The organism is Rhizobium sp. BK313, from assembly GCF_014193655.1.
Taxonomy (GTDB): Bacteria; Pseudomonadota; Alphaproteobacteria; order Rhizobiales; family Rhizobiaceae; genus Rhizobium.
This window is the reverse complement of the sequence record NZ_JACHZQ010000004.1, coordinates 318,244-341,591: the sequence shown is the minus strand read 5'-3', so window position 1 is coordinate 341,591 and position 23,348 is coordinate 318,244. Positions and strand designations below refer to the sequence as shown.

19 protein-coding genes are annotated in these 23,348 nt (G+C 60.3%); 6 read left to right on the top strand and 13 right to left on the bottom strand.

Annotation, left to right across the window (positions count from 1 at the left end):
* Positions 1–120: 120 nt before the first annotated feature.
* The 4 genes from FHT86_RS21770 to FHT86_RS21755 are packed head-to-tail and all read right to left on the bottom strand — an operon-like array spanning position 121 to position 5,274.
* Positions 121–2,172, bottom strand: a complete 2,052-nt coding sequence (locus FHT86_RS21770) for a beta-galactosidase trimerization domain-containing protein (RefSeq protein WP_133709556.1) — start codon at positions 2,170–2,172, stop codon at positions 121–123.
* 2 nt (positions 2,173–2,174) lie between these two features.
* Positions 2,175–2,996, bottom strand: coding sequence for a carbohydrate ABC transporter permease (locus FHT86_RS21765; RefSeq protein WP_133709555.1), 822 nt, complete (start codon positions 2,994–2,996; stop codon positions 2,175–2,177).
* A complete protein-coding gene (locus FHT86_RS21760; protein ID WP_133709554.1) occupies positions 2,993–3,967 on the bottom strand; it encodes a carbohydrate ABC transporter permease in 975 nt (324 codons plus the stop codon). Before FHT86_RS21760 ends, FHT86_RS21765 begins: the two co-directional genes overlap by 4 nt.
* Positions 3,967–5,274 (bottom strand): ABC transporter substrate-binding protein, encoded by a 1,308-nt coding sequence (locus tag FHT86_RS21755; RefSeq protein WP_133709553.1) that lies wholly within the window; start codon positions 5,272–5,274, stop codon positions 3,967–3,969. Before FHT86_RS21755 ends, FHT86_RS21760 begins: the two co-directional genes overlap by 1 nt.
* 452 nt (positions 5,275–5,726) lie before the next feature.
* Between FHT86_RS21755 and FHT86_RS21750 the strand changes: the two genes are divergently transcribed.
* Positions 5,727–6,656, top strand: coding sequence for a succinylglutamate desuccinylase/aspartoacylase family protein (locus tag FHT86_RS21750; protein WP_133709552.1), 930 nt, complete (start codon positions 5,727–5,729; stop codon positions 6,654–6,656).
* Between the two features lie 17 nt (positions 6,657–6,673).
* Entirely contained in the window at positions 6,674–7,441 is a 768-nt protein-coding gene (locus tag FHT86_RS21745; RefSeq protein ID WP_246779601.1) for a transporter substrate-binding domain-containing protein, read from the top strand.
* Positions 7,442–7,457: 16 nt separating this feature from the next.
* On the opposite strand, the gene FHT86_RS21740 is transcribed toward FHT86_RS21745, so the two are convergent.
* The 6 genes from FHT86_RS21740 to FHT86_RS21715 all read right to left on the bottom strand — a co-directional run bounded on the left by FHT86_RS21740 (position 7,458) and on the right by FHT86_RS21715 (position 15,528).
* Positions 7,458–9,137: an iron ABC transporter permease gene (locus FHT86_RS21740; RefSeq protein ID WP_133709551.1), complete on the bottom strand. Its 1,680-nt coding sequence runs from the start codon at positions 9,135–9,137 to the stop codon at positions 7,458–7,460.
* Positions 9,138–9,149: 12 nt separating this feature from the next.
* Positions 9,150–10,106, bottom strand: coding sequence for an ABC transporter substrate-binding protein (locus FHT86_RS21735; RefSeq protein WP_133709550.1), 957 nt, complete (start codon positions 10,104–10,106; stop codon positions 9,150–9,152).
* Positions 10,107–10,122: 16 nt separating this feature from the next.
* Positions 10,123–11,214 carry an ABC transporter ATP-binding protein gene (locus tag FHT86_RS21730; RefSeq protein WP_133709549.1) on the bottom strand — a complete coding sequence of 364 codons (1,092 nt, stop codon included), beginning with the start codon at positions 11,212–11,214 and terminating at the stop codon, positions 10,123–10,125.
* A gap of 188 nt (positions 11,215–11,402) precedes the next feature.
* Positions 11,403–13,652, bottom strand: a complete 2,250-nt coding sequence (locus FHT86_RS21725; protein WP_133709548.1) for a molybdopterin cofactor-binding domain-containing protein — start codon at positions 13,650–13,652, stop codon at positions 11,403–11,405.
* Entirely contained in the window at positions 13,652–14,134 is a 483-nt protein-coding gene (locus FHT86_RS21720) for a (2Fe-2S)-binding protein (RefSeq protein WP_133709547.1), read from the bottom strand. The genes FHT86_RS21725 and FHT86_RS21720 overlap by 1 nt, the downstream gene beginning before the upstream one ends.
* Before the next feature lie 2 nt (positions 14,135–14,136).
* On the bottom strand, positions 14,137–15,528 hold the full coding sequence (locus FHT86_RS21715) for a cytochrome c (protein ID WP_133709546.1): 1,392 nt from the start codon (positions 15,526–15,528) through the stop codon (positions 14,137–14,139).
* Positions 15,529–15,800: 272 nt separating this feature from the next.
* On the opposite strand from FHT86_RS21715, the gene FHT86_RS21710 reads away from it, so the two are divergent.
* A complete protein-coding gene (locus FHT86_RS21710; RefSeq protein WP_133709545.1) occupies positions 15,801–16,631 on the top strand; it encodes an MBL fold metallo-hydrolase in 831 nt (276 codons plus the stop codon).
* 57 nt (positions 16,632–16,688) lie between these two features.
* On the opposite strand, the gene FHT86_RS21705 is transcribed toward FHT86_RS21710, so the two are convergent.
* Both FHT86_RS21705 and FHT86_RS21700 read right to left on the bottom strand, forming a co-directional pair.
* A complete protein-coding gene (locus tag FHT86_RS21705) occupies positions 16,689–17,438 on the bottom strand; it encodes a polysaccharide deacetylase family protein (RefSeq protein WP_133709544.1) in 750 nt (249 codons plus the stop codon).
* Positions 17,428–18,531 (bottom strand): glycosyltransferase family 4 protein, encoded by a 1,104-nt coding sequence (locus tag FHT86_RS21700; protein ID WP_133709543.1) that lies wholly within the window; start codon positions 18,529–18,531, stop codon positions 17,428–17,430. Before FHT86_RS21700 ends, FHT86_RS21705 begins: the two co-directional genes overlap by 11 nt.
* A gap of 199 nt (positions 18,532–18,730) precedes the next feature.
* Here FHT86_RS21700 and FHT86_RS21695 point away from each other — a divergent pair, with 199 nt between their 5' ends.
* Both FHT86_RS21695 and FHT86_RS21690 read left to right on the top strand, forming a co-directional pair.
* Positions 18,731–20,455 carry an adenylate/guanylate cyclase domain-containing protein gene (locus tag FHT86_RS21695; protein ID WP_133709858.1) on the top strand — a complete coding sequence of 575 codons (1,725 nt, stop codon included), beginning with the start codon at positions 18,731–18,733 and terminating at the stop codon, positions 20,453–20,455.
* 29 nt (positions 20,456–20,484) lie between these two features.
* Complete coding sequence (locus FHT86_RS21690) at positions 20,485–21,360, top strand: FkbM family methyltransferase (protein WP_133709542.1); 876 nt, start codon at positions 20,485–20,487, stop codon at positions 21,358–21,360.
* A 3-nt stretch (positions 21,361–21,363) separates the two neighbouring features.
* On the opposite strand, the gene FHT86_RS21685 is transcribed toward FHT86_RS21690, so the two are convergent.
* Positions 21,364–21,843: a class I SAM-dependent methyltransferase gene (locus FHT86_RS21685; protein ID WP_133709541.1), complete on the bottom strand. Its 480-nt coding sequence runs from the start codon at positions 21,841–21,843 to the stop codon at positions 21,364–21,366.
* A 146-nt stretch (positions 21,844–21,989) separates the two neighbouring features.
* On the opposite strand from FHT86_RS21685, the gene FHT86_RS21680 reads away from it, so the two are divergent.
* On the top strand, positions 21,990–23,195 hold the full coding sequence (locus FHT86_RS21680) for a DUF3095 domain-containing protein (protein WP_133709540.1): 1,206 nt from the start codon (positions 21,990–21,992) through the stop codon (positions 23,193–23,195).
* Positions 23,196–23,348: the final 153 nt, after the last annotated feature.

Below are 23,348 nucleotides of genomic sequence, written 5' to 3'. Positions count from 1 at the left end.
GGCTAATGAGGGTAGAAGCGCTCAGGCGCCTTTGCCCGTCGTATAGCCCAGTCGCTTGCAGCCCGCCATATGCGCGAGCTGCAGGCGAAGTTTGCGTCGGCCTCACCAGAGAGCTGACCATCAGGTCCCCTCGAAGACCACGGCAGTATGAATGCGCAGGCGCGGTACGGTGACGCTGACGGTACCATCGTCTTCCGTGTTCCAGGCCACATCAGTGCCCGTCAGCGCGTCATAGACACGGCTCGGGGTGGACGGTAGGCGGACCTTTGCGGTCACGGGGCCGATCGACGGAATGTCCTCAATCATCTCCATCACTCGTGTCGAGCCATCATCGCCACGTACGTCCTTGCCGCGGATCTGAGGCGGGCCATAAAGCAGGTGCAGGATATGGCGGTGCTGGCCAATCTGCCGGGTCAGCGTCGCCCGCCCGGAGGATGGCAGGTCGGTCACCATGGCCGGATCGGGAATCAAACGATCGAGCAGGCCACGCACGACATATTTGTAGAGCGGCTGGCCCATCGCCCTGTAGAGCCGGAAGATCGGATAGGCGATATAGGCGGCACCATTGTGTTCCGTCACTGCCGCACCCAACGATGCGGCTGCCGGGTCGTCCGGCGCGTGCTGATGGGAGGAGTATTGCTTGTAGGAACGATTGAAGTAGGACGGATAAATCTCCGCTAGCACGGTGGCTTCGCCTGCGTTCACGGTTTCGGCGTCGTCGTAGAAGACAAAGGCGCTTTCCGGCATATCCGGGTCGAGGGCTTTGCCCGCCTTGACGTAACTCGGCCTAAATGCCACGGCTCCGCCAGCACGGGTAATGCCCATGTCGATCGCAAAGGCGCCGTTTTCGCCGAGGCCGGAATGCCAGGAGGCGATGAGTTTGCCGCCACCGGCAAGATAGGCCTTGAGGCGCGTGGCAAGGGCGCCATTGACCGGGATTTCGTCGGGAAGGATCAGCAAGCGGTAATTTTCGAAACGGGCCGAAACATCGATTACGTCGAAAGGCCGTTTCAGCTCCTGCAGCATTTGCGCTGCGCCGTCGTCGCTCGGATGGTTGCGCGCGCCCGATGGTGACATGTGCTCGGCGGAGAGAATGGCGATTTCGGAGATCTGCTTTGCCCCTTCGAGGAAGGGCTCGAGCTTTTCGACGCGGGCATAGGCCGGCGCGACGGATCTGTAGGTATCGGGATTGATGGCGCCATTCGGATGAAGCTGGTCGCCGACCAGGCATTTCGAGCCGAGCGCCACCATCTGGGCGCATTCGTATTCGAGCGCATCCGGATGTTTGAAGCCGCCGAACTCGCCCCAGGAGGTGTGGAACTTGCCGGTATGGGCGAGGAAATCCATGCCGAGCGTCGCTGCATAGCGGGCGCTGGAGGGGAAGTGATCATAGCCCCATCCGCCCGTCGGTAGGCTCTCCAGCTCCAGATGCGAATAGGTTGAGAAGCGCTCCGGTCCCTGCTTGTGGATATGGCCGCAATTGTAGAAGACGCGCAGGCCCGGAAATTCGGCAAACAGCGCTTCGCTGGTTTCGCGGCGGAATTGCTCGTTGACCGCTTCGTCGTTCTTCAACCGGTCGGCCGCATTCTCCGGGTCTAGGCCATTGCATTGCATGCGCTCGACGCAGGCCGGGCAGACGCAGTCGGGTGTCAGGATGATGTCGAAGAACAGTCCTTGCGTCTGGTATTGCTGGGCCACTTCGCGCGCCTGCTCGAGGATGTATTTTCGAAGTCCTTCGTGATTGAGGCAGAGTGTGTGCCAGGCAGGGCTGAGTTGTTTGCCGCTGGAGGGGTCGGCCGGCAAAGCGTGGTGATAGCGATTGGAGGCGCTCATCGCACGCCATTCCGGATGCTCGCGCGCCGACAACTCGTCCCATTGCACCGAGATATAGATCGGGCTCTCAATATCGGCGGCAGCAAGTGCTTTCACCATGTCGCCCAGGAGATCCGGCCGAGCGAGCTGCGGATGCGGCTTGCCCACCTTGGTCGGATAATAGGACCAGCCGTGATGACACTTGGCGAAGATGGTGATCGAATCCACATGCGACTTCTTGAGCGTATCGACGAAATCATCGGGATCGAAGTCGGCGCCGATGCCAGGGATATGCTCCGAGGTATGAAAATCGAGATGGATCTGGCGATAACGCAGCGGCTTATTGGTCGTGGCAGGCATGATTATTCCTTTGCTCCGGTCTTGGTTTGTGAGCCGGCGGCGAATTGACGTTGAAAGACGAGAAAGACGGCGAGAGGCATGATGGTGGTGAAAATTGCGGCAACCGATCGGAGATCCCAATTGGTGTCGTAGCTGCCGGAGATGCGGGCAAGCAGCACGGGCAGCGGGATGTTCGATCGCAGGAACAACATCGGCAGCAGCAGTGCGTTCCAGGTCCAGAGGAACTGCAGAATGCCGACGGCGAAGATTGGCGACAGGCTGTTCGGCAGAACGATGTGGCGAAACGTCGAGAGCGGGCCGCAGCCGTCGACCTTGGCCGCCTCGATCAGCTCGTAGGGAAAATCCTCGAAGAAGTTTTTGACGAGGAAGATCGACCAGGCGAAGGAGAGGCCGACATAAGGGATCAGCACCGACAGGATGTTGTCGATGAGACCCATGTCGCGCCAGAGCGTAAACAGCGGGATGATCACCACCTGCTGCGGCAGTACGAAGGCGTTGATGATCAGGATCAGCAGCGTGCGGCGCAGCGGAAATTTGAGAAAATGGAAGGCGTAGGCCGCCGCCGGCGTCAGGATCATTGTGGCAAGCGTCGCAATGCCTGCGGTCTGCACCGTTACCCAAAGCGACTGCGCCAACGGATATTTGTCCCAGACGCGGATCCAGGCGTCGAGCGTTAGATCGAAATGCTCGAAACGCCACCAGCCGAGCGCGGAGCTGCCCGCAGGCCGCAACGAGGTGACGACAATGCCGATGATCGGGATCACCCAGATGAAGGCGACGACACCCACGACGATGACGATCCATTTCGGAGGCCGGCCGATCATCGCGCACCTGCCGTTCTCTGGAGAATTGCCGGGATGGAAATGATCAGCACCGCAATCAGAAGCACGACCGTGGCAGCCGCGCCGTAACCCAGTTTGAATTGGGTCATGGATTCCCGATACATGAAGTAGCCGACTGTCTCGGTCGAACGCACCGGCCCGCCGCCCGTCAAGATGTAGATGATGTCGAAGGCGCGCAGGGCCGTCAGCAGATTGATGAAGACGGCGACGCGAACCCCGGGCATCGACAGCGGCGCCATGATATGGCGCATGGTGGATAGCGGCTTGGCGCCGTCCATATAGGCAGCTTCGAGCACCGATTTCGGGATGGCCTGGATCGCGGCGAAGATCAGCATCAGCGGCAGGCCGACCCCGCTCCACGCGGCTGCGACCATCAGCGCCCAAAGGGCGGTGTTTGCGTCACCCAGCCAGGCATGGGCAAAGCCCGGCATGCCGAACCATTGGATGATCGAGTTCAACAGGCCGCCGCTGTCCGGGCGGTAGATGCCGATCCAGATATAGCCGGACACCGCCTCCGAAATACCGAAGGCCGCGAAGATCATGACGCGAAAGATCGCCGTCTCGCGCGGCGCAAACGCGCAGAGCATCGCCAGCAACCAACCGATGCCGACCGAGACGACTGTCGTGCCGAGCGTGAAGATCAGCGTCGTCACCAACGTATTGCGGAAGGCCGGATCAGCAAACAGCTTGATATAGTTGCCGTAGCCGATGAAGGATGGCTTCTTCAGCCCCTGTATGTCCCAGAAGCTCAGCCGGATGGTCTCCTCCAGCGGATAGATGACCGCGATCGCGAAAAGCACGATGACGGGCGCTATCAGGATGAGAGCGGCGGGCGTTTGTCCGAGCTGCCGCCGATGAACGGTCGCCTGTCTGAGTTGGCTGCCGATCCTCGGCGATGGGCTCTGCTGCACGCCCGCCGCTCCCCTCGCTGGGGAGAGAGCGGGACCGGCCATCAGTAGGAGCTCCCGGCCTTGGTTTCGATTGCCGCCAAGACCGTATCGACATTGGCCGCGGTCGGGTTCTGCAGGAACTTTTGCAACTGTACCCGATATTCATCGACCAGATCGCCCGGCAGCAGATCGCCAAGCACGAACTGAAGCTTGGAGCTCGCGACCGCCTTCGTCGCCACCTGCTGCGCTTCCCCATAGAGGGAGGCATCGGTGGCGCTGCTCGGCGAGGCATAGCCGGTCTTGGCGAGCACATTGGCGGCTTCGGCGCTGGTCCAATAATCGAGGAAGGCATCGGCGGCCTTCGGATTGGCGCCGTTCGAGGTTACCAGGAACTCCTTCGCGTCGACGCTGGACGTATCGTCGTGACCCATGCCGAGAGCTGGGAACTGGAAGAGAGAATAGTCCTTTCCTTCAATGAGTTTATAGTCGTTTTTCGCGCGGTTGTTCATCCACATGCCGATCAGCAGATAGTTCTTGGCATTGGCCTGAAAGATCTGATCCGCCTCGCCGTCCCAGTCATTGGCAAGCATGATGTTCGGCGCACCGCAGCAACCGGCATTCAGCATGTCGGCATATTTCATCAGCGCCGTTTTCACGGCGGGATCGGTCCAGGGAATTTCGTGTGCGGCGAGTTTCGTTGCCGTTTCGACACCGGCGGTGCGCAGAAGCAGGCTCTCGAACCATTCCGCATGCGCCCAATATTTGCCGGGTATGGCGACGGGTGCGGTAAAGCCTGCCTGCGTCAGCTTAGGGAAGGTGGCGAGAAATTCATCCCATGTCTTTGGCGGCTCGGTGATACCGGCCTTTGCCAGGTGCTCCTTCTTGAACCAGATGCCGGAACGGTCGCCGTAGGTATAGGTCAGGCCATAGGTGGCACCACTGATCGAACCCAGATCACGCCAGGACTTGCTGACGAGCTTATCCCAACCGAACGCTTTCCATTGGTCGTCGATCGGCCGCAGCGTGCCGGCATCGGCCAGTTCCTTGCGGAAGGCGGGCCATGTGTTGATGATGACATCCACCACTTCGCCGCTCATCAGCGCGGCGCGGATGCCGCCGCGGGCATCGCCCTGGACGGTCACAGCCACTTCGCGAATAGTTACGCCCGGATGTTTGGCGAGGAATCCCTTCTGAATAGCATGCATCATGTCCAGCTCCGTGCCGCCGAGCCAATTCAGGATTACCAGTTCACCGCTGATCGACTCCTGCGCTTGCAGCTTGGACGTCATGGCCAGCATGACGGCACTGCCGGCGCCGGCAAGCAAGGTGCGGCGGCGGATTCTGGACGCAGCTATAGCTTTACTTGTCATGATTGGTCTCCTCCCCAGGATGACGGTTTTGTCATTTTCATTCAATTTAATTGAAACGTTATCATCTATTCTGATTTGAGCAAGCCTGATTTTGCCTTTTTGGTGCAGCCTGGAAATATTCGAATGCGGAAACTTCTGCAAAAAATAACGAATAAACAACTATTTACAGAACATTGCTAATTCTGTTTCGGGTATCAATTGGTGTTGTTTTGAATGCTCGAGCCGATACCAAGTGTTTCCAGCAGCGGGAATAGAGACTTGAATTTGGAGCGGCTTCTCTTCCGTGGCCGGCTATACGTGCGCGCTGCTTAATAATCCCATCCTAGCCACGCAAAGGCCTTGTCGTCACTGCAAGACGGTGCTTATCCTGACGCAATCTCTCGCACGTTTCCGTGCGGCTCTCCGATACGCCAGACATAAATCCCACACACATTTTGAGAGGCTGTTGCGCCATGGAAAATCTGCCCGCTCTTCGCACCGGAAAAGCTCGCGCCGAGTTCGGCCATGTCACCCCGGTCGATGAAACCGCGATCCCCTTCGCGATCATCGAGAGCGCGGAGCCTGGTCCGACGCTCTTGATCACGGCTGGCGTGCACGGGTCGGAATTCTGCTCGGTCGAGGCTGCTGTGAGGACGATGCGGATCAAGCCGGAGGAGATCAAAGGAACCCTGGTGATCCTGCCGATCCTCAACGTCCAAGGCTTCCACAAGCGCAACATCTACATCATGCCGCAGGACGGTAAGAACCTGAACCGCATGTTCCCCGGCAAGCCGGACGGTTCGACCAGCGAGCGGCTGGCGCACTGGCTGGTGACGAAGGTCTATCCGCAGGTCGACGCTTATATCGACATGCATGGCGGCGATCTGGACGAGGGTTTGGAGCCATTCACGATCTTCCCGGCGGGATCGGAAAAATCCCAGGCCATGGCCGCTGCCTTCGGCATTCCCGTGCTGGTCGCAGCCGGCGGCGCCGGTTACACGGTCGATGCCTCAGGCAAGCTCGGCATCCCGAGCATCCTCCCGGAAGTAAGCGGCAACGGCCTTTGGGGCGAAGCGACCGTGACGCAGTTGACGGACGGCGTCCGCCGAGTGATGCAGCATCTCGGCATGGTATCCGATGCTCCGAAGAATACCACGGAGGCAACCAAGGTGGTGACCATGTGGGTGCCGACCGCGCCGGTCACGGGCCTCTGGTATCCTCGCAAGGACCTGACCGAGGTCGTTGGTGTTGGCGAATTGCTGGGCGAAATCAAGAATGTGTTCGGCGAAGTTCTCGCGAGCATTCAATCGGAAAAGGCGGGCTTCATCCTCTACCGGCTGACGAGCCTGTCGGTGAACCAGGGCGAGGCGCTCATCGGCGTCGGCACGCCGGTTACCGCGTGATGCGACGGTCCGATCTGATGAATGAAACCATAGACAATGCCCATATGCCGCTTGATCGCGATGCCGCCTTCGCGGAGCTGACCCCGACTGGAAAACTGAGGGTTGGGATCATCGCTGCCCCTGCCCCGTCTGTGCTTTTTGCCATGCGCGAAGGTGAAGAAGTCAAGGGTGTGACCGTCGATTTTGCCGAGGCGCTGGCGTCCCAGCTCGACGCGTCCCTGGATATCGTCATCTTCATGAACTCCGGCGCTTGCACTGAAGCGCTGGAGAAAGGCGCGATCGATGTCACCTTCATGCCGGTCGATGAGGAACGCCGCAAAAAAGTGGCCTTTGGTCCGGCCTATTACCTGCTCGAAAGCACGTATCTCGTCACCGGCACATCCGGTATCAGGACGCTTGCCGAGGTCGATCGTGAAGGAATCCGGGTTGTCGGCATTGCCAATACGACGACCATTCGTGCTTCTACGCGCAGCCTGACCAAGACCGTGCCGACGGCGCAGGAATCGATCGCCGCGGCGGTCGATCTTCTGCTGACCGGACAAGCCGAGGCTCTGGCCCTGTCGCGGGATGCATTTCACACGTTGCTGCCCAAGTTCTCTGACGCGCTTGTGCTCGATGGAGGCTTTCAGCAGACCGGAATCGCGATTGCGGTCGGCAAGGACAAACCTGCTGCCCTTTCGTTTGTGACCGCCTTCATGAACGATGCCAAAGCGTCCGGCCTTGTCCGCAAGGCGCTGGATGCCGCGGGCTTTTCACACGAGCCGGTCGCGCCGCTTTCGGCCTGATGGCTTTCGGTGTCGATCAGTCCTGAATGACGCTGACCCGGCGCATAACGCCGATCAGGCAAAGCGGCAATAGAGTGGTGATGACGATGGTGATGAAAGCCATCGCCATGCCAAGGCCGATCGAACCCTGTTCGAATTGCCGCCAGATGAAGGTTGCTATGGTCTGCATGCCCACAGGGGCGACCACGACGGAGGCGACGAGTTCGCGCGAAGCGACGGCAAAAACGAGTAGCATCGAGGTCGCGAGGCTCGGAAACACAAGCGGCAACATGATGCGGCGGAATGCGGTGAAGCTGCCGGCGCCGCAGACGCGGGCCGCTGCCTCCAGATTGTCGCCAATCTGTTGGAAAGCGGCCGTCGTGTAGCGCACCGGCTGCGGCAGCAGCAGGCAGCAATAGGCGAGCAGCAGTATGAAGCCAGTATTGTAGGGCGTGAACGGCAGGCCTGGCATATTCCATGCGAGGATCAATCCTACGGCGACGACGATGCCCGGCAACGCGTTCGGCAGGATCGTCATGATGTCCAGTAGCATTCGGCCGCGATAACGCGTCTTGACGGTGGTGTAGGCGGCGAGCACGCCGATAAGGCCGGTCAGAAGAGCTGTGCCCACGCCGAGTGCAATGCTGTTTCCAAGCGCCTGCAGCGCGCCGGCGCTGTCTTTGAAGACGGCGACGAAATTGCCGAAGCCGAGATTGCCAATCGTAAGCCCACTGGAGATGGTCCTGGACGAAGCAGTGGCCAAAATGGCGAGCAACGGCACGCCGGTCGCGAGAAAAGCGACGACGGCAAAGGCTATGAGAACGGGAATGCCGAGGGCACCGAGCTGCCGTTTGTCCTTGTTTTGCGGCTTGCCGCCCATGGTCTCATAGGAGCGTCGGGCGAGGATCCAGCGCTGCAGCAGGAATGTCGCGAGCGACATGGTGACCAGCACGATTGACAGGATAGCCGCGCCCGGCAGGTCGATCGGCCAATCGGAAACGCGCAGATCGATGCCGGTGACCAGCACCTGGAATTTTGTGCGTCCGCCAAGGGCGGCCGGTGTACCATATTCCTCGATCGCGGCTGCGAAGACCAGCATCAGGCTGCCGGCAAGCCCGGGGGCCGAGAGCGGCAGAGTGATGCGCCAGAAGGAGCGCGCTGGCGAAGCGCCGAAGACGCGGCCGATATCCGCATAACGCGAGCCCACCGCTTCAACCGTCCGCGAGACCGCGAAATAGACGACCGGAAACGTGTTCATCGCCATGACGAAGGTCATGCCGAAAAGTGAAAACAATACCGGAGCGAGGTTGAAGCCGGCTAACTGCTGCAGATAGCCGCGAGGCTGCAGCGTCATGATCCAGCCGAGCGTGGCGATGTAGGGCGGGATCATGAACGGGACGAGCAGAACCACATCCCAAAAGGCGGCAAAAGGCACCTTGTAGAGCGCCCGGCACACACCAAGCGGCACAGCCAGCAGCGCCGACAATAGGACGACGCTGAAACCGAGGATCAGGGTGTTGCGGCTCATCGTCAACAGCGCGCTATCACCAAGTGTCGCGAAAAATTGCGAGAAGGGCGCCGCAAAGGAGCCCTGCCCGATCTCCGGGAAAATCGCCTGCAGGACGATAGCCGCGAACGGCACCACGACCACCAGCACGAGACCCGCTGTCGCGAGCCACGCTGCCGGTGCTGCGCCGCTGATGCCGTTCGCCTTCATCCTGTTCAGACCTTACTTCGCGAACTTGTCCGCGAATTCCTTCAGCGTGTCCTTGCGCTTGCCGTAGATCGCCTTGGTGTCATACTTCAGCACCTTGAGATCGCTGATCAGCGGACGATTGGCCGGAATGTCCGTGCGCGAGGGCATCAGATAATCGTCGGCGACAGCCTTCTGACCTTCGTCTGACAGCATGTAGTCGATGAACTTCTTGGCTTCGTCCTGGTGCTTCGACCAGTTGAGGATCATGGCCGGGCGCGGCGCGATAACCGTGCCGGAGGCCGGGAAGATCACGTCGATGCTTTCGCCGTTTGCCTTGCTGCCCATGGCGATGTAGTCGACGGCGCCGAAAACGGCAGCCTTGGCGCCCTGCAGAACCGGATTCAGCGCGTCGGCATTGGCACCGGCGACGATCGCGCCGTTGGCCTTGAGGTCATCGAACAGCTTCCAGCCGTCCATTCCCTGCAGGGCAGCAGTCAGTTCGAAGGACGAGCCGGACTGAGCAGGGTCTGGAATGTTGACCAGGTCCTTGTAGTCCGGCTTGGTGAGGTCTGCCCATTCGGTCGGCTTCGGCGTGTTGCTCTTCGGGTTCCAGGCAATACCGAGGGCGGACACGCCCTGGGCGACGGCGGTATCGGTCTTCAAGAAGTCCGGCACCTTGGCGGCGTTCGGGCTGGTATAGGCAACGAGCCAGCCGCGCTTGGCAAAATCGGTTGCCGTATCCCAGGAGGCGGAAATCAGGACGTCGACAACCGGGTTGGCGGCTTCCGATTCGATGCGAGCCATGACCTTGCCGGTCGTTGCCTGGAAGACCTTGACCTTGATACCGGTCTGCGTCGTGAAGCCGGAGGCGAGCTTGTCGATGAGGTCCTGCGGACCAGCAGTATAAACGGTAATGTCGGCATGCGCGACGCCGGCCATCATCATGGCTGTCACGGCGGCAAGTGCCATGCTCTTGATCGATTTAAACATTCCTCGAAAACTCCCTTTATCTAAAAGCTCGGCTTGAAAACCAGCGGATGTGCTGGGGATCGATCCGCAGGCCAACGGGTTCGCCCGCACGAAGTTTGGTCCTGCTGATCAACTGGAGTTCGCTGGGGTCCTCGCCCGATCCGATTTGGACGGTGGCGAGATGCCCATCACCGCGAAATTGTGAGCGGAGCACGATGCCGCTAAGCATTGCCTGCGAAGCCTCGACGAGTTCGATCGCGCCGATCGGCAGTAGTGCATGCGTGGAATCCGGGCTAGCCGCATGGGCAGGCGCAATCGCCGAGCCGCCTCGAACCAGCCGCCAGGTCTCGCCGTGCCGTTCAACGGCTGCAACGCAGCCTAGCCGCAGGAAATCCGCGACTTCAGGCGTTGCCGGCTGATCAACGAGGATATTCGGCGGCGCCAGTTGCTCAATCAACCCGCCACGCATGATCGCTACCTGGTCGGCAAGGCTTAGCGCTTCGCTATGATCGTGTGTGACATAGATTGCCGTCAGCCCGAGCGAGGAAATCAGATTGCCGATCTCGCCGACCATGGTTTCGCGCAATTCACGGTCGAGGTTGGAGAGCGGCTCGTCGAAGAGGATAAGCGCCGGCTCGGCCACAATGGCGCGGGCGATGGCGACGCGCTGTTGTTGGCCGCCGGAAAGCTCACTCGGCTTGCGCTGCCCATAGCCGCCAAGCCCGACGCGCTCCAGTGCCCTCAACGTGCGACTCTCGCGATCCGCCTTGTTGACGCCGCGCATTTCCAACGGAAAGGAGACATTGCCGCCGACCGTTAGATGTGGCCACAGGGCGTAGTCCTGAAACACCATGCCGAGCCCGCGCCGCTCAGGCGGCAGGAAGGCGGCTTTCGCGGCATCCGCGACAACCTGTTCGCCGATCGAAATACGGCCTTGGGTCGGGGCGAGAAGGCCGGCGACCAGCCGCAGCAGCGTGGTCTTGCCGCAGCCGGAAGGTCCGAGCAGCGCCAGCGTCTGGCCTTTGGGAAGGGAAAAGTCGATGCCGCGAAGCACCTTCGTTGCGCCGTAGCTCAATTCGAGTTCCGCCGCAGAGACGGCAGCAAGCAACGGGCGTGTAGGGGCGTTCATTGGCGACCAAATGTCGTGCGGATTAAATTACGGCGACATTTAGACAGGCTGGATGACAGTTTTGCGACAGTTTGATTGCAACCCTGTGACATCGGGTGCGCGTTAAGGGTGAAGGCGGTTCTGCCGCCTCCACCAGGGCATGCTCTTCAAAAGTCTGAAATGGCTTTCGACCACCATGCAGTAAATTACTAGACCGTAATTGCCGCCTTGATCCGCTCGCGCGTCAGCGGCAGGTCGTACAGCCGCTTACCGACGATGTCGCGAATGGCGTTGGCGACGGCTGCCGACGTCGGCCCCTGCGCCGCTTCGCCGGTACCGAGGAAAGGTTGATCCGGCCGGTCGATGATGTGAACATCGACGGTCTCCGGCACGCTGGCGAAACGCAGGATCGGATAGCGCGACCAATCGGTGCTGGTAATGCGCGTATCGTCGAAGGTCACGGCTTCGTAAAGCGTCCAACTCATCGATTGCAGGATGCCGCCTTCCGTCTGATTGCGGATGCCATCGGGGTTAATGACCTGGCCGCTGTCGATCGCCGCGACGGCGCGAAGAACCTGCGCCCTGCCCGTCTCGCGCTCAACCTTGGCTTCCACGGCGATAGCGAGATAGGCGGCATGGTTCTTGTAACGCGCAAAGGCGAAACCGCGGCCGTGTCCGTCGGGAAGTTTGCTGTTGCTCCAACCGAACTTGTCCGCTGCCATCTGCACCACGTCGCGGGCACGCGGATCGGCCAGATGGCGAAGCCGGAACTCGACCGGATCGACATTGGCGATGCGCGACAACTCGTCCATCGTGCTCTCGATGGAGAAAACATTGGCGTAGGCGCCCAATCCCCTGAGCGCCGAGACGCGCACGGGCATCTGCGCCACGAAATGCCAGAGGATGCGCCTGTTCGGGATGACATAGAGCGGATCGGCATTGCGATCGCCGTTGCCCAGAGGCGTTATTTCCATTTTCACCGGCAGTGGCGCGACAGGATTTTCCTTCAATCGACCGGCGATCAGTTCGCCCGCCTTGCCCGGACGCGTCGAGTGTGTGTTGCTCCAGAGATCGTATGTCCAGTTATCGATCTTGCCGTTCGCGTCGAGCGAGGCCTTGACCTTTGTCACCATGGCCGGACCGAAGGGCTCCCAGCTATGCTCCTGCTCGCGCATCCATTGTAGCCGAATCGGCCGGCCGGGAAGCTTGGACGCAATCAGCGCCGCATCGCCGGCCGCATCGTCGGCGCCGTTATGGCCGTAGCAGCCGGCGCTGGGCATGTGGATGGCCCGGACTTTCTCGTTCGGCAGCCCGAGCAGATCGGCGATCGCCCCGCGATCGGGATAGACGCCTTGCGTATGGGTCCAGACCTTGACGCTGCCGTCGGCATCCATCAGAGCAACGGAGCACGACGGGCCGATCGAGCCGTGGCTGGTATACGGGCGCGTATAGGTCGCCTCGAAGATCTTCGGGCCGTTGAAGGTCGGCGTGCCGGATTGCGCGACCGTGCCGACCTCCCGCTCGAGACTTTCGAGAACCGCGGGCAGATTGGCCTGCTCAGGCAAAGACGGTTTTTCTTCCCATTTCGCCAGAGTGGTCAGTTCGCGCATCGCTTTGATTGCTTGGAACTCTTGCTCAGCCACGACGGCGAGGAAATTACCATCGCGTATGACCGAGACGACCCCAGGCATGGAAGCGATACTCGACTGATCGAAGTCTTGAAGCTTTGCGCCATAGCTCGGCGGCCGCACCAGCCGGGCATGCAGCATGCCGTCTAGCTTCAGATCCTGAACGTAAGCAACGCCGCCGGTGACTTTGTCAGGGATATCGACGCGTTGCATCGATTTGCCGATGTAGCGCAACGCGCTGGGCGGCGTCAGCCTCGATTGCGGCTGCGCTTTCAGATGCAGAATTTGCCCTGAAACCAGTTCGCCATAGCCGACGGAGTGGCCGTCGGCTGTGACAATAGTCTTGCCCTTGGCCTGCAATGTATTTGCGTCGAGCCCAAATCGGCTGGCGGCCTGGGCAATCAGAAGATCTCGCACCTGCGCTGCCGCGTTGCGAATGGCGACGCCGCTTCCGGTGATCGACTGGCTGCCGGCCGTATAGCCTTCGTTCGGCGTGCGTCCGGTATCGGCGGTAATCATCTCGATGTCGGCAGGCTCGACCTGCAGTTCCTCCGCGGCGAGCTGAATCAGCGCGGTTTTGATGCCCTGCCCCAGCTCGGCCTTGCCTGTGAAAACGGTGATGTGGCTGTCGGCACCAATCTTTATCCAGGAATCCAGATAGGGATCGTCGGCAAGGCCACCCGGCAAGGGCGGGCCTTTCGCCGCCGGAGCCTCCGCTGGTTGGCTGGCCTCCTGGCCGAGGGCGCCGCTGACGGAGAAGCTGACCATCAGGAAGCCGGTTCCAGCCAGCAGGCCGCGGCGGGTGATTTCCATTTTGTTGAGAGTGTCCATCAGCCCGTCCTCTTCATCGGCTGCGACTGTGGCCGTGCTGCGCGGCGGATTGCCGCCATGATGCGCATGTGCGTGCCGCAGCGACAGAGATTGGTACGTAGCGCTGCGCGAATATCGTCGTCGCTCGGATCCGGATTTCGCTTGAGCAACGCTTCAGCGGCCATCATCATGCCGGCGATGCAGTAACCGCACTGCGCCGCCTGCTCCTCGATGAAAGCGGCCTGCATCGGTCCGGGATTGTCGATGGTGCCGAGCCCTTCGACCGTCGTGATCGCCTTGCCCTGCAGAAGCGTGATTGGCGTCACGCAAGAGAGGACGGCCTGCTCGTCGACCATGACGGTGCAGGCGCCGCATTGGCCAAGGCCGCAGCCGAATTTCGCGCCGTTGAGCGCCAGATCGTTTCTGAGCACATAAAGAAGCGGCGTATCGGGGTCCGCCTCGACGTCATGGTCCTTGCCATTGACTGTGAGCGTGATTGTCATGGTTACTCCTTCGCACCCACGTTCAGGGGTGCCCGTTCGATGCCGTCGGATGGGACGACCGTAACTTTGATCTTACCGGACCGCGTCTTGGCGACGAGACTTGCCACGTCCTGCCAAGGGCCTTGGTCGGTAAAGCGTGCACGGAGGTAGACGAGCAGATCGGCGATCTGCGCGTCGTTGAGCGAACCGCCGAAAGCCGGCATGACGGCGCTCGGCTGGCCATCGGCCGGCGGCAGGCCGTAAAGCGCGATGTTGATGGCATTCTGTGGACTGGGTGCATGGATTGCGGTGCTGAGGCCGAAATTCATGCCGCCGAAGGGCGGCGGCCGCCCGCTCTCGTGGCAGGTGGAACAGGTGGCCATGTAGATCGCAGCGCCCGGCATCGATGCGGTCTTGGCCACAGTGGGGTTCTGCTCCGTAGAAACTTTTATGAGCTCGCCTTGATCGCCGGAGAAGGCCTTGCGCAGCTCATCCGCCTTGGCCGTCTTGTCTGCTGAAGGCTGGCCCATGTTGGAGGCGACATAAGTGGCGATTGCGTCGATGTCGCTGTCCGGCAACGAGCCGAGATTGCCGGTCACTTCGGCCATCGGCCCGCCGGCGACGCCATGGAACTGGTGCCAGCCATGACGCAGGTAGAAGGCGATGCTGTCCTTATCCCAAGGGATGGGTGCTGCCGAAGCAGCGTTGATCGCAAACGCATGCCAGCCTTCCGCTTCGCCGCCGGCGAAATGCCGGCTCGCATCCTCGGCGCCGAGACTGTTGCGCGGCGTATGGCATGCGCCGCAATGGCCGAGGCCTTCGGCAAGATAGGCGCCACGGTTCCAGGCGTCGCTCTGAGCCGGATCCGGCGTGAATGCACCCTCACGGAAGAACAACAGCTTCCAGCCGGCCAGCAACGGCCGTAGCGTCAGGGGGAACGGCAGCTGGTTTGCCGGCGCAACGGCGTGTACAGGCGCGCGCGTCATCAGATAGGCATAAAGCGCGCGATTGTCCTCGTCCGTCACATGGGTGAAATGGTCGAACGGAAAGGCCGGGTAGAGGTTGTTTCCCTCGCGATCGACGCCTTCTCGCATGGCGCGATTGAAGGCCGCCTCGCTCCAGCGGCCGATGCCGGTCTCCGGATCAGGCGTTATGTTGGTGGAATAGAGCGTTCCGAACGGGGTCGGTATCGCAAGTCCGCCGGCAAAAGCCTGTTTGCCGGGGACGGTATGACAGGCGATGCAATTGCCGACCGAGGCCAAAGCTTCGCCATGCGCAATGAGTTGCGCGTCGAATTGAGAATGGGCCGATGCTTCCTCGGCGGGGATTTCCGCGTGCGAGGTGAGCGCGAAAAATCCAACGGCGGCGATGATCGCAAGGATCACCAGGACTGATAGGAATCGAATGACACGCATTACAGGTGTGAACTTTCGTATGTCCCCCGACACCGAACACCCCATAGGGTCGAGGTCTATCACTTGTTGCTCGAAGCTTCATCTTTTTTTGTCGCCTCATACCTATATTAGTTCTGTGCGACCCGTTGCTGAACATTAACCGGAGCATCTGCGTTGATGAAACGGCGGGATTTAGTTTTCACGGGAGTGTGACTTTTGCGAAAATTGCTGGCTTCGCACGATAAGAAAAGTGTGCTTACGTTGACGGAAAGGGGAATGGTGTCAAAACTTCTATGAAAAACGATAGTTTCGAGCTTAAATTCTGGGGTGTGCGGGGAAGTATCCCCGTATCGGGACCGGAATTCGAGCGTTACGGTGGGAATACATCCTGCATCGAATTGCGACATGACGGCAGGCATATTATTTTTGACGCCGGGACCGGAGCGCGGGAAGCGGCATTGTCGCTTGCGCAAGAAGGTGTTCGCGACGTCGATGTCTTCTTCACTCACTCGCATTACGACCACATCATCGGTTTGCCTTTCTTCAATCCGATCTACGATCCCAAGGTCAGCGTCGATCTTTGGACAGGGCATCTTGCCGGCAAGACGACCACACGACAACTGATCGGCCAGTTCATGCGGCCGCCTTGGTTTCCGGTGGAGCCTGACATCTGTCGTGCGACGATGAGATTTCGTGATTTTGCAGCCGGCGATACGCTCAAACCTCATCCGGGCATCGTCATCCACACCGCCAAACTGAACCATCCAGGCGGCTGTATCGGCTACCGCATCGAATGGGCGGGCCGGGTCATTGCCCTGGTCTACGATACTGAGCACATGGCCGGTCGGCTGGATGAAGCAGCCCTTTCGCTGATGATGAATGCCGATCTTGCCATCTACGACACGACGTACACCGAGCCGGAGATGCCGAAACATCTGGGCTTCGGACATTCCACCTGGCAGGAAGGCGTCAAACTGGCAAAAAAAGCAGGGGCAAAGCGTCTTGCACTCTTCCACCATGCACCGGCACGCACCGACAAGGAGCTGGACGACATGCAGAGGGATGCGCGGGTAAGCTTCGCGGGCGCCTTTGCCGCCTTTGACGGTCAGTTGCTCGAACTCTGAAGCACCGATCCCAAAAGCGCAAAGAAGCGGCTCGGGATTAGATCATGCTTCCCGCAGTTAGCCCATGAAGTCGCCGACCCGACGCCAGTCGATGGCCGCGTGAGCGACCGTCTCCTCGAACAGCGTTGTAATGAAATCCCAGGCCGTGGTGTCATGGACGAGATGGTGAGTGAGAATGCCGATCGGCTCATCATTGCCGTCGAAGCGGTTTTGCAGTTCCCGCACGAGATAGCCAACGAGCTCCCCATGCGCTCGCCCGCCATGCGTGCCGTGCCAATCCATGATATCGATATGGGTATTGATCGCTGTAATGGGTTGATCCGGTTTTGCCAATCCGTAAACGGAAATGGCGCGGTATCCAAAAGGAGCAAGCTCAGGCAGCAGCGCCTTGTCGATCCGGTTCCACGGCGGCACCAGCATCGGCGCAAATTGGGTGGGATAGAGCGCTTTCAGCTTGTCAAAGCCGCGGCGAAGTTCCTCCAGCACAATCGCTTGTGGGCGATGTGGGCCGAGTTCCTGTTTCTTCGTCTCGTCCGGCGCATAGTTGTGATGCGTCCAACCATGTACGGTCACCGTCAGATCTTTCTGGTTCGCCAATCGCGCCGCCAGCGGCTCGCCGGTATAGGCGGGGATCACTGCCAGAGCGACCGGGACGGAATAACGGTCCGAGAGCGCCAGCAACTGGTCGAGCGCCGCGGTCGGCTCGATGGCGTCGTCGTCGCGAAACCATAGTTTTGCCTTTCGCCCGGCATCGGCCCAGCGCAGCAATTCATCGCGCAGGGGCTGCCATTCGGCTCTATCGCTCATAGTAGGGATCTCCCAAATGCTTCCGCAGAATGGTTTCGAGTTGTTTCGAGGCCGCGGTTAACGACCGCTCTTCGTGAACGAAGCGGTAGGCCGCCTTACCCATTGCCCGACGCTTCTGATCGTCGTCCAGTAGGCATGCAATCGCATCGGCATAGGCTTTCAGATCGCCTTCGGGTGTCAGAAATCCTGTAACATTAGCCGTCACTACTTCCGGCACGCCCGCCGTTGCCTGCGCTACGACGGAAAGACCGGCTGCCTGTGCCTCGAGATAGGCAAGGCCATAGGCCTCACCGCAGCCGGGCCAGACATAGATGCCCCCTGCCCGCAGCTCGGCCACGATCTCCGGCGCCGCCCGCTCTCCGAGCCAGGTGATGCGTTCATTATCGAAGGCGGAGAACAGCATCCGCACCTCCCCTCGCATCGGCCCGTCACCGATGATGGTCAATGTCCAGTCACGATCGCGGATCAGCTCCAGCGCCTGCGCGAGCATCGCATAGCTGTCGAACTTGTCGCCGCGCCGCATCATCGCAACGGTAATCAGTCGATGCGGGGCGATCTCCTCGGCCAGAGGTTCGAAAACTGCCGTATCGATGAAAGGCAGGAAGCGCTCGTAGCGCCCCTCGGGGATGGCATCGACTAGGCCGATCCGGTCGCGCTCGGTAAAACAGAGATTGACGGCAGCCTGCCGTACGGCTTCGGCGACCAGACGCTGATTTTCCCGCCAGCCGCTGTCATCGTGCCGTCTGCCGTAGGATGCCTCGGCGGTGACGTAGGGAATGCCAAGTGTTGCCGCGAGCACCGGGCCAATGAGGTCCGGCGTCTTGTAATAGGGATGGTAGGTGAACCAGAGATCCGGCGGCGATTCGTTTCGCCATTTCCTCTGCAATCTTTCGGTCTCGTGTTCCGCTTTCCGAGCGATCTCGGCGCGAGGTCCAACCTCCGGCGTCGGCGTGAAACTGCGCAGCTCCGAGGCGAGCTCGACCGTGTGTCCCGCCATCTCCAAGGCCGCGATGATCAGGCGCGCCATCAGCCGGTCGCCCGACGGCACCGGATTGTTGGGCGATTTCAGCGGAGCATAGAAGGCGATCTTCATAGCGTGGGCGAATAGTTGACAATTAAGTGATAGTTTGGACCGGAAATGTAGGGGAAATGCCCGAATTCCGACAGGTTGCTTGAAAATAAGGCTCTCGCTCCAAAAGCCGCATCCTCGACAGCATGCGGTATTGCAGCTAGACCATTAGGCGATAACCGCTTTCCGTTCCTTTGTGAACGGGCAAATTAAATTGGATTTGATGACCACAGAGGCGAGAAAACCCATCATCTCCGATCGTCTTGTGCGAAAGTTCCGCCTCGGCTCCGGCTTGACGATCTTCGTGTTCGTGATCATGCATCTGGCCAATCATTCCCTCGGATTGATCTCGCTGAATGCTGCCGATCACGCGCAGCACTGGTTCCTGGCCGTCTGGCGCAATCCGGTCGGCACCGTCCTTCTCTACGGCGCTCTAATCGTCCATATCCTCCTCGTCTTGCGCATGCTCTACAAGCGCCGCACCCTGGTCATGCCCGCAGGCGAGGCCTTCCAGATCGTCACAGGCCTGCTGGTTCCGGTTCTTTTGATCGACCACATCATCGGCACGCGCATTCTGCACGATGTCTACGACTATCACGACAACTACCGCGCCATCGTCCGCAGTCTGTGGATCACGTCGCCGGCAAACGGCGTGCGCCAGGCGGTCGTGCTGGTAGTCGTCTGGATCCATGGCTGCATCGGCATCCATTTCTGGCTACGCTATCGCGCCTGGTACACGGCTATCGCGCCCCTCATGTTCTCTTTCGCCATCGTTCTGCCGGTCCTCGCCCTGCTCGGTTTCGCCGCCATGGGCAGAACGGTATCGCGTGAGGTAGCGCAGGATGACGAGCGCGGCTATCGGGGCGGCTACTACAGCGACATGCGCAGCTATGGCGAAACCGGATCCATACCCGGCAGCCAGATGGTCAGCGCCATATGGCCCTATCGCGCCGGTTTCTACGGTGCCTTCAGCGCGTCCATCATCGGCCTTTTCGCCTTCCGCACCCATCGCAGGCTGCGCGAACGGCAACATCAGGTCACGATCCGCTATGCGAGCGGCGAAATCGTGCATGCGCCTCGCGGTTTCACCGTACTCGAGGCAAGCCGTCTCGGCGGCATCCCGCACTACTCCGTCTGCGGCGGCAAGGGCCAATGTTCCACCTGCCGCGTCCAGATCATCGAAGGCGTCGACAATCTGCCGCCGCCCGAAGCTCTGGAGCAAAAGACGCTGAACCGTATCGGCGCGACGCCAGACGTCCGCCTCGCCTGCCAATTGCGTCCGACCGGAAACATCAGTGTCGTGCCGCTCCTGACGCCGATGGCGGAATCGACCATTCCCGTCCACAGCCAGACGGCAAGCCCCGGCCGTGAACGTGAGATCGTCGTCTTTTTCTGCGATCTGCGCCATTTCACGACGCTGACCGAGTCGCGCCTGCCCTTCGATATCGTCTTCCTGCTCAACCGTTATTTTGCGATCGTCGGCCGCATCATCGAGGACAATGGCGGTCGGATGGACAAGTTCATCGGCGACGGCGCCATGGCCCTGTTCGGCCTGCGCACCACGCCGCAGGAGGCCAACCGGCAGGCGCTCAAAGCGGCGGCCGAGATCATCAGGGAGATCGACAAACTCGGCGATGAGCTAGCCGATGAGCTGTCGGTCCCGCTCGAAATTGTCGTCGGTGTTCACACCGGTTCGGCGGTGGTCGGTTCGATGGGTTATGGCAATGTCAAGAACGTGACGGCGATCGGCGACACAGTCAACGTGGCGAGCCGCCTCGAAAGCGTCGCCAAGGAATTCAACCGCGCGCTTGTCTTCTCCGAGCCCGTGGCGAGCCTTTCCGGTATCGACATCGCCGGCATTGAAAGCCGCGAGATTGCCGTTCGCGGCCGCGGCGAGCCTCTGCGTGTCTATATCCTTCCGAAAGAGGAGAGTGGCCGCTTTGCATAGGCCCTGCAGGCGGTGTAGGGATGGCCACCATGTCCGACAAGATTTTGACCGCCAAGCACTGGAAACGCGCCCTCCGCAAGACCCGGGATCGCATTGCCACCCGTCTGTTTGATACCCGCATCGGCCGCGACATCCTGATCAGCGCCATCGGTCCGCGTGTGAAGACCATGACGCTGGATTGCGGCGATCATGTCTTGAGCTTTTCGCCGGCCGACTACATCGGCCGCAAAGTTTTTCGCAAGGGGCATTTCGAGCGCGATCATGTCGACCGGCTGCTGACGGTTCTGCGCGAGTACGGCCTGCTGCGAAAAGGCACCGTCCTCCTCGAACTCGGCGGCAATATCGGCACGCAGACCAGCTATTTTGCTCTGAGCGGCGCCTATCGCCATATCGTTACCGTCGAGCCCGATCCTCGTAACTTTCGGCTCCTGTCGCTTAATATCGCCGATAACGGAATGCAGGATCTGGTAACGGCAATAAATTGCGCCGCTGGCGACCGCGAAGGGCAGCTCGACTTCTATCTGAACCACAAAAACCACGGCAAAAGCAGCGCGTTGCGTCAAAGTGCCAGTGATGAAAAGATTTCCGTGCCAGTCCGGCCAGTCGCCGATATTCTTGACGACATCGGCGTCGCGGCTGCCGATGTCGGGCTTATCTGGATGGATATCGAGGGCTACGAGCCCGTTGCCATCCGGTCGATGCAGGCGCTGATGGCCCGAAAGGTGCCGCTCCACATGGAATTCACGCCCGCCTTTTATGGCAGGGAACAGACGATCGCCTTCGTCGCCGATCTTGCAGGCTACTATACGGAATGCCTGGCTTTTTTCGAAAACCGCAGTGTGCCGATGAAAGTCGTCGATCTGCCGGTTGAGGGCGAGCAGTTCGACGTCTTGTTCCTGCGTTGACGGCTATCTGCGCCGATAAATGAAGTAGCGGCCTTCTTTCACGCCTGACGGCAAGGACAATGCTTCGAGATCGGGATGATCGAGCGGCAGGCCGCTGACGGCAAGTCCGCGCGAGCCGAGAACGCCGGCCATGATTTCAGGCAGCCAGGTCAATGTCACGGCGTCCTTGTCCTCATAACCGGTGCCGATGTCGGCATGGGCAAGCGATGCGCCGATGCCGATGAAATCCCTGGCAGTGTCCTTGATCTCGCCGAGCACGAGATTGTCGGTTTCCGGCATCGACGAGCCGTAGGCATTGGCCGCCCGATCGAAGGCGACGACGCGGCGGTCGGGAAAAAGCTCGCGCAGATGATCGAAAGTGCGGCCGTTGCCGAGCCCGAGCTCCAGCACGGGACCGTCGAGCGCTTTGACCTCATCGGCAACAGCATTGAGAATGTCGCGCTGTGCGGTCAGGCGGCGGATGAAACTATCCAGGCGGCTCATCGTATATGTCTTGTCCTTGGCGTCGTGATGTCTCTCCCGCAGCCGGAGTAGCATGGCAGATCATATCGCGTCGACTGCCCGCTGGTTTTTCGATGCAGTTGCTGTAGGGATAAGCGATTGTGGCGCTCATTCATAAGGGGGATATCATGGCCGATCTATCGAACGACGATTTCTTCCGCACTTTGCCGGTTTTCACCCGTTTTGAAGGCGTTACCGACAGCAATAACTATCAGCCGCTTCCCGATGACTGGCTTCTGGCGGTGGCCGACATCGTCAGCTCGACAAAGGCGATTGCTTCGGGCCACTACAAATCCGTCAATATGGCCGGGGCGGGGGTGATTTCAGCCGTGCTGAACGCGCTGGACAAGGGGGACTATCCCTTCGTCTTCGGCGGTGATGGTGCTCTGGTAGCCATTCCTCCCTCTGGTGAAGGTCGTGTGCGAGAGGCGCTGGCGGCGGTGCGGACGTGGGTGATGGAGGAGTTGCAGCTCAGCTTGCGTACCGCGTTGGTGCCGATGACGGATGTCCGTGCCGAAGGGCTGGACGTGCGGGTTGCCCGTTTCAGCCCCAGCGACTTCGTTTCCTACGCCATGTTTTCCGGTGGCGGCGGCAGCTGGGCGGAAAAGCAGATGAAGGCGGGACGCTTTGCTGTCGAAGCGGCGCCGCAGGAGACAAGGCCGGACCTGACCGGTCTTTCCTGCCGATGGAACCCGATCGAGGCGCGCAATGGTGAAATCGTCTCGATCATCGCCGTTCCCGATGCTGCCGGAAATGGCCCGGAATTCCAACGCCTCGTTGCCGATGTCATCGCCATTTCCATGGAGCAGAACCGTGGTGGCCATCCAGTCCCGGTCGAAGGTCCGACGCCGGTGCTTGCTTTCGACGGAGCAGAAATCGAGGCGCGCGCCACGGCGCCGGCGGGCAATCGCTGGCTGCGCAAGCTTTCGATCGCTGCCCAGATCGTTCTCGTCTATATCCTCGACAGGTTCGGCATCCGCGCGGCAACCTTCGACGCCAAGATCTACCGGCGCGACCTTGCCGCGAATTCCGATTTCCGCAAATTCGATGATGGGCTGAAGATGACCATCGACGTCGATGCCGCGCGTCTTTCCCGCATTGAAGCGCGGTTGCGCGAAGCCGAAGCTGCCGGCGTTTGCCGTTACGGCCTGCATCGGCAGCAAAGCGCGCTAATGACCTGCTTCGTGCCGACGCCCCTGATGCGCGACCACATGCATTTCATCGACGGTGCCAGCGGCGGTTATGCGATGGCCGCAATGGCGTTGCGCGACAAGCTGCGTGCTGCCGTTTCCTCGGCGCTGGATGCGCCCCTGGCATCGCCCGGCACACTGTAAAGTTTTTCTGTCCGGCAGAATTTTCTTGAGCTTCGCCGTTTTCAGCCATTGTTTCAGCGGTATGGGGGGCTTATCTAAGGAAGAACAAAACGGGAGCCGGCAACTCTGGCGGCTCTTTTCGGTTGTGCCGTATGTCCGCCAGGACGCATAGAA